We start from the raw sequence: 12061 nt of genomic DNA on the forward strand, positions 1-12061 counted from the left end.
CAATTCTAAGAAACTAATAGCTTCGCTTTTTTGCCATGTATAAATTTTGCCTGCTTTTCCTTCTTGTCTTTTCAGTACAAAAGATAACTTTCGCGCAGGATACTTTGCCAAAAATAACTGTAACCCAACTAGGAAATAAAGTATTAGTGAGCTGGAATAATCCATTTACGAACGTTTCCAACATCAGTGTTCAAAGGTCGTGGGACAGTTTAAAATATTTTAAAACGATAGGGAGCCTTCTAGATGTTAGCCCGGGTATCAATGGCTTTGCGGATCCAAATGATTTCGTTCCGCCTAACCAATATTACAGGTTATTCATTTCCTTCCATGGCGGGTCTTATATATTTACGGAATCGCACAGGCCGGGAAAAGACACCCTGACTTCAATTCCCGTAATTGAAAAGCCGGCTGTTGCAGAAAGGCCGGGGAACTACCGCAATCTTTTTATTCCGAGCCCACACATTTTTACGGGTAAAGACAATAATGTGATCATCGCGCTGCCCGATGCCGCACACAAAAAATATTCCATCAGGTTTTACAGGGCTGATGGGGCATTTCTATTTGAGGTGTCAAAGATTAAGGAAAATTTTCTGACGCTGGATAAAGCCAATTTTCTACGTTCAGGGCTTTTTATTTTTGAGCTTTATGAAAACAGGATTATAATTGAAAGGCATAAATTTTACATTCCCCGCGATGGGCAGCCAATGCCAGCTATGGACGTGCAGGGAAATCTGGTCAGATAAATTATAGTAAAAGTACAAATACCTTAGTTTTTTATTTTCTGATTCCAGGTTACAGCTAACAGTCAGGGATATACGAAATTTAAAATAAATTTTTGCAGGAAGACACAAGGTATTCGTTACCTGGAAATGTTATTTGATTTTACCGGCCGTATTGCTTCTTCCTCTTTTTTCTGATGATCAGATGAATTTTCAGAAAGAATCTCCGGATTACTTTTAGACACATTGTTACCCGATGAAACATTTACATGAGACTGAAAAAATTTTCCGGAAAGATTAATTTTATTATTTTTCGAAATGAACCAATAAAACCCAATGGAAGCGCATAGCAAAATGATTACAATCAGAACAAGCGGCGCCATCTTTCTTTTCCTTTTTTTCGCCGGAAGCGGTAAACTGCTTTTAAAAAATTGCCCGGGATTGTCCTTTTGACTAACAACAATTTCTTTTAAGTCAGCAACAGGTTTTGGGGATGTGGGCGTCGTAGCCGGAAATTGATTTACAATTTTATAGTGATTAAAATTTAAATTATAATGATTAGTTCTCAGAAAATTTATATCAATAGAAAAACTGTTGGCAGGGCTGAGGGAATAACTGTGTTCATATGAGTCCCACTGTTCTAATGTTTGCATCATTCCTTCGTGCTGCAGATTATCCTGTTCTTTGTCGGTTTCATTTTTAGAGTTTTCCAATTTGTAAAACCTGACATTTGCAGACTTGTTTTTATTCTTTGAAAATAATAAAATAGCACCGCCTGTAAATGCAGCATGGTAATTTGAATCAATTGCGACTACCGCTTCAAGAAAATTTTGGTCTGTTAATTTTTTGCGGGTCATAATATGCGCCGGCAAATCGCTCTGTAAATATTCTTTTTGAACGAACACTACCGCGCGTCCGCGAGGAGCAAGGCTTTCGATAATATCATGCATAATATTTATTCCGGTTTGAGACGTTTCACCGGAAGACTCAACTGTATCTGAAGCCCGCAAAGCGGATAGAATTAGCGAAGGGCTTTTATTTGATATTTTTTTTGAAGAATATGCATGTATAACGTGGTCGTCTGCCCCGTGAATTATCATGTTCATGGCAGCAATCCGAAGATAGATCCCATTTGGATCGCAGCCGCTTGCGGCAACAACTTTATCTGACTTCCGCATGGATTGAACAACTTGCATCGCCCTTAATAACAAATTTCCGCTGCCCACGGCCGGATCAACAATAACGTCACCTCGTACAGGTTTAGCAAATCCGATTATTGAATTTAATATAGTATCAGGAAGAAAACTATCCTCATTGCATTTTGAAAGCAGGAACGAAAAAATATCTTCTTTCTCTTGCTGTTCGACTGATTCTATAATATTGATGATATCAATGCTAATAGAAAGTAGTTTCGGTGTGGGTTCAATCAGCAGGGGAGTTTTAAAATAATCGCTTAAAGGGCCACCTGTTTTTGCGTATTCATTTGCAAGCTGAAGCAATCCATTTTTCCTGGTAAAAAGCTGATGAATTTCTTTTGCATCGTTGTTTTGTAATTGGCTCCACGAAAAATTAATGATCGGCCGGAAATAGAAAGAATTATCCAACGCAGGGTTTTGGAATGCATGCTCAAATAATTTCGATTCCTGAGCCCTTTTGATGAAAAAAAGAAAACTGATGAGATCAATTACCCCAAATGGCCGCAGTTCACTGGCAGGCCAGCAATTGTTCCATTTCTGATTAATAGTTTCTTTTAAATTGGCTGTAAGCATAACTGATAAGACAAATCGATATTAGCAAAAACTTTGCTAAGATTTTGATTTGCTCAATTTTGTAGCCGCTAATTAACAATGGTAATGAAAATTAATAAAGGGTTAACGGCACGCCCAAACTGTTTCCTTATAAAACCAAGGCACAGTAAACGGCAAAAAAAAGCGTTTTTTTATTTTTAGCTGATAAATAAGCAGGCAATAACAGCAATTAAGGTAACGCCCATAATCACGGTTCCCAGTTTTAAAAATTGAAGGCCGGTTACTTCAATTTTTTCGCGGCGCAATACTGCGAGCCATAAAATAGTAGCAAGCGATCCTGTTACAGATAGGTTAGGCCCCAGGTCTGTTCCTATTAAAATGGCCCTCCTGATGATTTCAGGAAAATGATTGACAGCGGTTACTTCTCCAAGAATGAGCGCGGAAGGTAAATTGTTGAGTAGATTTGCCCCGTATCCGCTGGTTAACCCGCTTATCCAAACAGCGTTAGTTTCAGAATTGGCCACTTCATTTTGCAGAAAAGAGGAAATGTTTTCGATGAGGCCTGTCTTTGCCAGCGCTTCCACAATTATGAAAAGGCAGGCAACCAGTGGCAGGATGGACCAGCTAATTCCTTTTAAAACGGAAACCATTTTCATAGGAGAACGAAGGCTGACAGCTATTGAGAAAAGGATGCCTGTAATAAAAGTCGGCCATCCTAACTGTATTTCCAACGCAGAACAAACCAGCAACACTACCGAGGAAAAAATAATTCCTGCAAGAGAGGTTTTGGCTCCGCTGCTAAGTTTCGGAGTTATATTTTCAAGCGACAGGCTTGGTTCTAAATTATTTTTTTGCGTAAATTTTAAAAGAAAAAAGGTGAAAACCACAGCCACTAAAGAAGGAAGCCAGTATTGGCCTATCCAACTTTCTAATGAAGGAAGATGCCCCTGGTAAATTACAAGATTTGCAGGATTAGAAATTGGTAAGGTGAAGGAAGCTGCATTGGCAACAAAGGCGCAAATAAGCACAAACGGAAGCGGCTTTTTAATATTGGCTTTGCGGGTGGCTGCTGCCACTGCCGGTGTAAGGACGACGGCCGTAGCGTCATTGGAAAGAAATATAGTAACCAATACGGCTGTAAGGTATATCAACAGAAAGAGCCTCTTTGAGGAGCCGCGCGATGTTTTGATAGCAACCATCGCCAGCCAGTCAAATAACTTTTCTTTTCTTGCGGTTTCGGCCAGGAGCATCATTCCTGTTAAAAACAAATAAACATCAGTTCCACTTAAAATTCCTTTTAAAGCTTCAGCAGGCAAAACCAAACCAAATATCAGCAAAGCGCAGGCGCCAGTTAATGCCCAAATTGCCTCATTAATTTTAAAAGGCCGGGCTATTATAGTGATGAAAGTCAGCAGGGAAATAGCCCAGATACTTGCTTCGTTCATATTAAATCAAAGATAAATCCTTAGGCCTTATAACAGCCGGCAAACATGTAGCGCGGGCCGGATTTTAAATTTATGAGGGTATATGCGGGTTTTTGCGTTTCTTTACTTACTTTAGAACCAATTTTTATAATAAAATTCATCCTATAATGTATTTAGAAGCCGGGTTAGCGGATCCCGGAAATTCTTTCGGAAGTGAAAGCCTGCAAAGTTTCATTGAAAATTCACCGGTAGGCATACATAGCGTAGATGAGGAAGGTATTATTGCTTTTGCTAACAAGGCTGAGCTAAATTTATTAGGTTATGCCGAACGGGAGTATGTAGGGCAGCCTCTGAAAAAATTCTTTCACGATCCCGTTTTTTTTGATGAACTCTATTCAAGATTAAGAAAAGAAGGATTTCTAAAAAACGAACAAGCGAAGATGGTTTGCGGAGACGGATCATTAAAGGAGGTGATGATTAGTTGCAATTATTATTCTGACGGTAAAAAATTAGTACATTCCCGTTGCTTCACAAGGGATATTACAGAAATAAAAAGATCCGAGAAGCTTTTGGTGCTTTTGAACCGCGCAGGCGAAGAATTGGCGGGCACGCGTAACACAGATGAAGCACTGAGTAAAATAATAAAATTCCTTATTCCTTCTTTTACTGACTGGGTAGTCATCAACGAATTGGGAATCGACGGAAAAGCCCACCTGTTAAAAATGGCTCACTCTGATCCTGCGCGAATGAGATGGGCGGAAGAATACAGAAAGAAACATCCCATAATAGTCGACAATAATGATAAGAACCTGGTTGCGTACGTACTGAAAAGCGGAAAACCGAAACTCATTCCTGAAGTGACTGAAAAAATTTTGAATGATGCTGGTGTCGATCGTGAATACAAGAGAATTTTAAAGGATTTGGCTGTTACGTCTGTTATGATTGTGCCTATGAAAGTAAAGCAAACAGTAACCGGCGTAGTTTCTTTTTTTTCATGTAATCCGAATAATACTTATGATGAAAAAGATTTCAATTTTGCCAAAGATTTTTGCAACCGCATCGCCGTTGCGCTTGATAATGCCCGCTTATACGAGGAAGTAAGAAGAGACATTGAACAAAAAACTGAAGCCAATAATAAAAAGGATGAGTTTATAAGCATTGCCAGCCATGAGCTAAAAACCCCGGTAACGAGCCTGAAGGCCTATACGCAAATTCTTCAGTCAACTTTTGCCGATGAAAAAATACCCGGGGCCGCGGAGATGCTGGCAAAGATGGATCGGCAAATAGATAAACTGACCTTGCTTATCGTGGAGATGCTGGATGTTACAAAAATTGATAAGGGAGAACTTATTTATGATGATGAAAAGTTTGATTTTAATGAAATGGTTAAAGAAGTTGCTGAAGAAATGCAGCGAATCACCAAATCTCATCAAATCGTACTTAACCTCAGTGATTGCGATCCGATAAAAGGCGACCGGAACAGGATTGGGCAGGTATTAGTAAACTTTATTTCCAATGCTATTAAATATTCCCCCGGCGGCGACAAAATTACCATCAGCACTTCCTGCGCAGATAATAAGGTAAAGCTAAGCGTGAAAGATGAGGGAATCGGAATTCCTGATGACGATCAACCGGGCATTTTCAAAAGGTTTTTCAGGGTGTCTGCAAAGAACAGCTATACTTTTCCCGGGATGGGTTTGGGGCTTTATATATCATCTGAAATTATTAAAAGGCATCATGGACGCATCTTTTTTGAAAGCAAAGAGGGAGAAGGATCCGTTTTTTCGTTTGAAATAGACAGTAATATTTAATTATTTTTTAAGTTATTCATAGTCGATGAGGAATGAATTCTGAAACTTTGGCTTTGTATTTTTGTATTTATCTTCGTTCATATTTTAATCTAAATATTTTTGTCTGCAGGTAAAATTCTACGAAAAAGCCCTCAGGTATATCGAAGCCATAAATCAATGGCGTAAACGAAGGATTTCTAATTCCACATTTTTAATCCTGGCTGCGTCTGTAGTGGGCATCCTTGGTGGTGTTACCTCTTCTGTTTTAAAAGAATTAACGCACTATGTAGCCAATTTTCTGATTAATGATTTTCACTGGAAATATAAATTCTACCTGTATTTCTTTTTCCCGTTGATAGGCATTTTGCTTACGGTTTTATACATCCGCACCTTCATCAGAAGGTCTAAATTTCAGCATGGCATCACAGCTATTATTTACACTATTTCTCACAATTCAAGTAAGCTTGATTTCCATAATATATACAGCCAGGTAATCACCAGCGCTTTAACGGTAGGGCTTGGTGGTTCTGCAGGGCTTGAGGCGCCCGCAGTGGCCAGTGGCGCGGCAATCGGTTCTAACATTGGCCGGTTTTTCGGATTGAATTACAGGGAAACAACGTTGCTGCTTGCCTGTGGAGCGGCGGCTGGCATCTCCGGAGCATTTAATAGCCCGGTGGCGGGGATGATTTTTGCCATTGAGGTTGTAATGCCTGAATTTTCGATTCCGGCAGTGATACCTTTGCTGATTGCCTCTGCTTTTTCTTCTGTGATATCGCAGCTAATTTATAAGGAACCGCTTTTCGTGCTTGTGGGAAGGGGCGGCTGGGTTGTAGAAGCTTTTTGGTATTATATCGCATTGGGTATTATCGTTGGTCTTTATTCTGTTTATTTTAATCGCCTTAATTACCGTCTTGGAAATTTTTTTGGAAGAATAAAAAACAGGTATAATAAAGTTTTTATCGGAGGCATTACGCTGGGTATTATGATATTTTTACTGCCTGCATTATATGGTGAAGGGTATATTAATATTCAAAAATTGCTTGATGGAAATTATACCTCTTTACTTAGCAACAGCATTTTTTCAGATTACCAGGGAATTTCATGGGCGCTTTTACTTTTTGCCATCTTAACTTTTATCGGGAAAACTTTTGCTTCCATAATCACAATGGGGAGCGGAGGAAACGGCGGCATGTTTGGCCCTAGTGTAATAGTGGGTGGTCTTGTAGGATTTTCTTTTGCTTTTGGGATAAACATGACAGGATTTGCCCATCTTAATATTACAAATTTTATAATAGCCGGTATGGCGGCCTCCATAAGCGGGGTGATGCACGCTCCATTAACAGGTATTTTTCTGGCGGCAGAGATTACGGGCGGCTATGTTATCCTTGTGCCGTTAATGATAGTTTCAGCTATTTCTTACTTTATCAATAAAGGCATTTTAAAATACTCGATTTATACATACGGGCTTGCTGCAAAAGGCGATCTGATAGGCCAGGAAAATAAAGAACATGGTATTTTGCGGAGAATAAAGTTGAAATACCTGATTGAAAGAGATTTTGTAGTGTTAAGGCCTGAAGATACTCCGGAGAGCAGGAGCACAGATATTATTCATACCAGCAGAAACATTTTCCCGGTAGTGAATAAAGAAGGAGTGCTAACAGGCATTTTATATAGCGATCACCTTTTAGAATTGTTGGTTAGCCCCAACGCCGATGACAGAACCCGGCTGATTAAAGACATTGCCCGGCCACCCGATAAAGTGATTAATGTAAATACATCTATGTATGATGTGATGCGGATTATGGATAGTAAAGACACCCGAATTCTACCTGTTACCGGGCCTGGCAATATTTACCTTGGGTTTGTAACTAAAAACGGAATTTTTAATAAATACCGGCACATTTTGATGCGACAGGAGAATCTTATGTAGCCAGTGGCTCTAAAAGCTTTCTTATTAGTGAATCAACAAATAAGCTCAATTCGTATTTTATATATTTGTCAACACAAGTAAATTATCGCTCTTTATTTCCCAATAGAAAATTATAGTGAAAATAAATGAGAAAATTTTTCACCAATTTTGGGGAATTTGTAAACCGGAGATTTTTTCTTTTGTTTAGATGATGAAAGTGAATACCCGTCATTCTTAAAATCGGAAAGCACGGAAACGCGACTTGACTTTTGTGTTTGAATCAGCAATAAATTTTAATTACTGCTTATCATTTTCCAAATCTTCTTTCCCGGGATTTTTACTTCAAACTATGGCCAGGTAAGCGATTCATTCAGCCAGGGTAAAGATTGGGCAGGCTTTAGTAAGGAAATTGCTTAGGGCGGTTTACCTTTTATCAATTAAATCAGCTATTTAATAAAAAATACCAAATATGTTATTGAATTATTCTTAATTTTAATCTGAAATAAAGAAGGCCCCGGAAGAATGCAAATATTTTCAAAAAAGAATTCCAAAAATTTCCTTGGGCATCATTATTGTTTCTCTGGCAAATAATTGTGTGTAAAGGCTTTGGTGAATAAAATGAGGAGTATGGTATAATAATTATAACACAAACTTAAATATTAAGATAAAGAAGAAGAGGTAAATTTGCAGAGGAAAATATTTACAAAAAATCAAGAAGCTGTGAATCAGCCTGGAATTTAATTTAAGAGTCTCATATCAAGCAATACGTTAAAGAGTCCCCCTGTTTCTACAGGGGGTCTTATTTTTTTGGGTGATAAATATACATGATTATGTTTAAACCCCTTATTTTTTTAGCAAGATATTTTTTTAGTAAACCGGCAAACTCCTTCGATTTTAATTTCACTGAAATGAAAAAGCCCTTCATTTTTCAGTGAAGGGCCGGGTTCAATTAAAAGAAATAGGTTATTTAAGATTTAGCTTTTGCGGGCTTTTTATCTTTTTTAGCTGCAGGATGTGCAGATTCATAAGCTGCATAAGCATCAGGCGTTAATACTTCGCCGGTTAATTTTACGAATTTAACATCATCAGCACCGGCAAATTTTACCGTAAGCGTTTTATTAATTGGCCCAACGGCTGCTGCATTGTAGGTTGCAGTGATAGTCCCGGTTTTTCCCGGAGCAATCGGAGCCTTGGTGTAATCAGATACAGTGCAACCACATGATGGAGTTGCCTGTTCAATAATTAACGGTTCACTGCCAATATTGGTTACGGTAATCGTAGCAGTGGGCGGGGTATTCTGTTTCACCTTTCCAAAATCGAAGGTTTCTGTATTTAATTTGGCGATATCATCGGCCTTTTTTTGTGCAAACAAGTTTACTGAAGAAAAAAGCAGAGCAACTAATAATAATTTTTTCATAATTAAGTGTGTTTAAGATATTTTATTGTTCGTTTTTTAAGGTGATCAAAGAATTATTGAGCGGAGCCGACGTAACAGGTGTTTTCCATACTTCTCCTTTTATAGTTATTTGTTTTGATTGGCCTCCGTTCCAGTAAATGGTAATGGATTTATTGAAAGGCCCTTCATTGGCTGCATTATAACCCACATTAATTTGAGATGAATTACCGGCATAGACGGTGTCTTTACTCCAGACAGGAGTGGTACAGCCACAACTTGCCTGTACGTTTTCCAAAGCAAGTGGTGTAGTGCCGGTATTGGTAAATTCAAATATATGTGTTACCGGTTTTCCCTGGGGTATTTTTCCAAAATCAAATTCTGTTTCTCTCAGCACCAGGTTATCAGCAGTCGCTGATGGTTCAGTATTTTCAGCGGGATATTTTGTCGCGGTATTTTTATCCTTTTTACTTACTTTAGTATCACTTGTTTGAGCATTCACAACAAAGGCAAAAGCAAGCAGGCAAATAAGTGTAAAAAGTTTTTTCATATTATTTCAATAATACGGTTTCAAAGATACTAAAACGCCATATAAGGTTGCAAATTGTGGCTGCGTTTCAGGATTTTTAACATTCATCATTCATTATTAATACTTTTGTGCGTATGGATACCAATCAAATCGTTGAAGAAACCATCCTGGACAATCTTTCGTTTGAAAAGTTTAAGGAAGAAGTGCTGAAGGATTATAGAGTGGTATGCGAAAGCCGTGAAACGAGCCTGCTAAGCAGGAAAGAGGTGCTTACAGGCAAAGCGAAATTTGGAATTTTCGGGGGTGGCAAAGAAGTAGCCCAGGTGGCAATGGCAAAATATTTTATGCCCGGCGATTTCAGGGCTGGCTACTACAGGGATCAGACTTTTATGTTCGCAGGCGGAATGGCAACTATAGAACAGTTTTTTGCGCAGCTATATGCCGACCCGGATCTAAACAATGACCCCTTCAGCGCAGGTAGGCAAATGAATTCTCATTTTGCAACCCGCTTTGTAGATGAGGAGGGAAATTGGGCAGACCTGGCAAACAAAAAAAACATTTCTTCTGATATAGCGCCTACTTCCGGCCAGATGCCCCGTGCGCTCGGACTTGCTTTTGCTTCGAAGGTGTTTAGAGATGTGGAGATTCTTCGCGACCTTACTGACTTGAGCCATAATGGAAACGAAGTTTGCTTTTGCACTATTGGCGATGCTGCTACCTCAGAAGGCCATTTTTGGGAAACTATGAATGCCGCGGGCGTTTTACAGGTGCCACTTGCCGTATTTGTTTGGGACGATGGTTATGGAATTTCGGTTCCAAAGGAATACCAAACCACCAAAGGCTCCATTTCAAAGGCAATGTCAGGATTGCAAAAAAAAGACGATTCTAACGGTATTAATATATATAGACTGAAGGGATGGGACTATGCAGGAATGTGTGAAATTCTTGATGAAGCTATCCGGAATATCCGCGAAACTCATGTGCCCGCCTTGTTTCATGTCGACGAGCTTACACAGCCCCAGGGACATTCTACTTCGGGCAGCCACGAACGTTATAAAAGCCGGGAGCGGCTGGAATGGGAAAAAAAATGGGATGCAAAAAAACAAATGCGCGATTGGATTATCGCCAACTCACTTGCTGATGATGACGAATTGAATGAAATTGAAAACAATGCTAAACACGTTGTAAAGGCAGCACGCCAAAGCGCATGGAATAAATATATTTCGCCGATTAAAGAAGAAGTTGCTGCAACCTTGCAATTGCTGGAAACCTATGCTGTTCGGACACAAAATAAACAGGAAGTTCACAAAGCGATTAAAGAACTGTCATCTCTGCGTGAGCCTTTGCGAAGAGATGTAATGACTGCTCTTGCCTCTATAATTCAATCGGCCTCTCCTGCAGACCCAATAAATGAAGTAAAAGATTTTTATGAGAAGCTAAAAAAGAAAAATGAAGAGATATTCAATTCTTACCTCTACAACGAAGGCCCAAAATCTGCATTGAAAGTTGAAAAAGTGCCCGTGATTATCCCACAGGAGGCAGAGCTCGTAAATGGTTTTGAAGTATTGAACAGATATTTTGATGCTTTGTTTGCTACTGATAAAAGGGTAATCGCGTTTGGAGAAGATATCGGCCGGATTGGGGATGTGAACCAGGGATTTAGCGGATTGCAGGCGAAATATGGGGAAGAACGAATTTTTGACACAGGCATAAGGGAACTTACAATTATGGGGCAGGCAATAGGGCTCGCATTACGGGGATTAAGGCCTATTGCAGAAATCCAATATCTTGATTATTTGCTTTTTGCCCTTGAACCCCTTAGCGATGATGTTTGCACTACCCATTACAGGACTAAAGGCCAGCAAAGTGTTCCGCTTATTGTGCGTACCAGGGGCCACAGGCTTGAAGGAATCTGGCACAGCGGTTCGCCGATGGGGATGATTATCAATTCACTTCGCGGAATGTTCGTATGTGTGCCGAGAAACATGACGCAGGCAGTGGGTATGTATAATACCCTGTTAATGAGCAACGACCCGGCCATAATTATTGAATGTTTAAATGGATACCGGCTAAAGGAAAAATTACCAGTGAATTTATTAGATTATAGAGTACCCCTGGGGATTCCGGAAATACTAAAAGAAGGAACAGATATAACAATCGTTTCTTATGGCTCTGTATTGAGAATTATCCTGCAAGCAGTACAAAAACTGGATAAAATGGGCATTAGTTGCGAAGTAATAGATGTTCAAACTTTGTTGCCTTTCGATCTGCAGCATAAAATTCTGGAATCATTAAAGAAAACAAACCGGATTCTCTTTGTGGATGAAGATGTTCCCGGCGGCGCCTCGGCTTTCATGTTTAATCACGTAATGGAAAAGCAGGGGGGATATCGATGGCTTGATACTTCACCACGAACACTTACAGCTAAAGAGCACAGGCCTTCCTACGGAAGCGACGGGGATTATTTCAGCAAACCTAACGAAGACGATATAATCAGCATCGCTCAGGAAATGATGGCAGAATAAAAATTAGTAATATTTCCGGCTTTA

Annotated in this window: 8 protein-coding genes; 4 read left to right on the plus strand and 4 right to left on the minus strand. The window is 39.4% G+C overall.

All coding sequences use genetic code 11. From position 1 onward, the window contains the following. Nucleotides 1-104: 104 nt before the first annotated feature. Nucleotides 105-743, plus strand: coding sequence for a hypothetical protein (locus tag EFY79_RS06640; protein WP_148041866.1), 639 nt, complete (start codon nt 105-107; stop codon nt 741-743). A 116-nt stretch (nt 744-859) separates the two neighbouring features. On the opposite strand, the gene EFY79_RS06645 is transcribed toward EFY79_RS06640, so the two are convergent. Next, on the minus strand, nt 860-2488 hold the full coding sequence (locus EFY79_RS06645; RefSeq protein WP_123119898.1) for an N-6 DNA methylase: 1629 nt from the start codon (nt 2486-2488) through the stop codon (nt 860-862). Between the two features lie 176 nt (nt 2489-2664). Continuing rightward, on the minus strand, nt 2665-3912 hold the full coding sequence (locus EFY79_RS06650) for an arsenic transporter (protein WP_123119899.1): 1248 nt from the start codon (nt 3910-3912) through the stop codon (nt 2665-2667). A 146-nt stretch (nt 3913-4058) separates the two neighbouring features. Between EFY79_RS06650 and EFY79_RS06655 the strand changes: the two genes are divergently transcribed. Continuing rightward, the gene (locus EFY79_RS06655) at nt 4059-5702 is read left to right on the plus strand and encodes an ATP-binding protein (protein ID WP_123119900.1); all 1644 of its coding nucleotides are present in this window, start codon (nt 4059-4061) and stop codon (nt 5700-5702) included. A 211-nt stretch (nt 5703-5913) separates the two neighbouring features. Then, on the plus strand, nt 5914-7611 hold the full coding sequence (locus tag EFY79_RS06660; RefSeq protein ID WP_199727470.1) for a chloride channel protein: 1698 nt from the start codon (nt 5914-5916) through the stop codon (nt 7609-7611). 946 nt (nt 7612-8557) lie between these two features. On the opposite strand, the gene EFY79_RS06665 is transcribed toward EFY79_RS06660, so the two are convergent. After that, nucleotides 8558-9007, minus strand: a complete 450-nt coding sequence (locus EFY79_RS06665) for a DUF1573 domain-containing protein (protein WP_123119902.1) — start codon at nt 9005-9007, stop codon at nt 8558-8560. 22 nt (nt 9008-9029) lie between these two features. Beyond that, nucleotides 9030-9533, minus strand: a complete 504-nt coding sequence (locus EFY79_RS06670) for a DUF1573 domain-containing protein (protein ID WP_123119903.1) — start codon at nt 9531-9533, stop codon at nt 9030-9032. Nucleotides 9534-9646: 113 nt separating this feature from the next. On the opposite strand from EFY79_RS06670, the gene EFY79_RS06675 reads away from it, so the two are divergent. Continuing rightward, nucleotides 9647-12037, plus strand: a complete 2391-nt coding sequence (locus EFY79_RS06675) for an alpha-ketoacid dehydrogenase subunit alpha/beta (protein WP_123119904.1) — start codon at nt 9647-9649, stop codon at nt 12035-12037. Nucleotides 12038-12061 lie beyond the last annotated feature (24 nt).

Origin of the sequence: Hanamia caeni (assembly GCF_003721595.1) — a bacterium.
GTDB classification, from domain to species: domain Bacteria; phylum Bacteroidota; class Bacteroidia; order Chitinophagales; family Chitinophagaceae; genus Ginsengibacter; species Ginsengibacter caeni.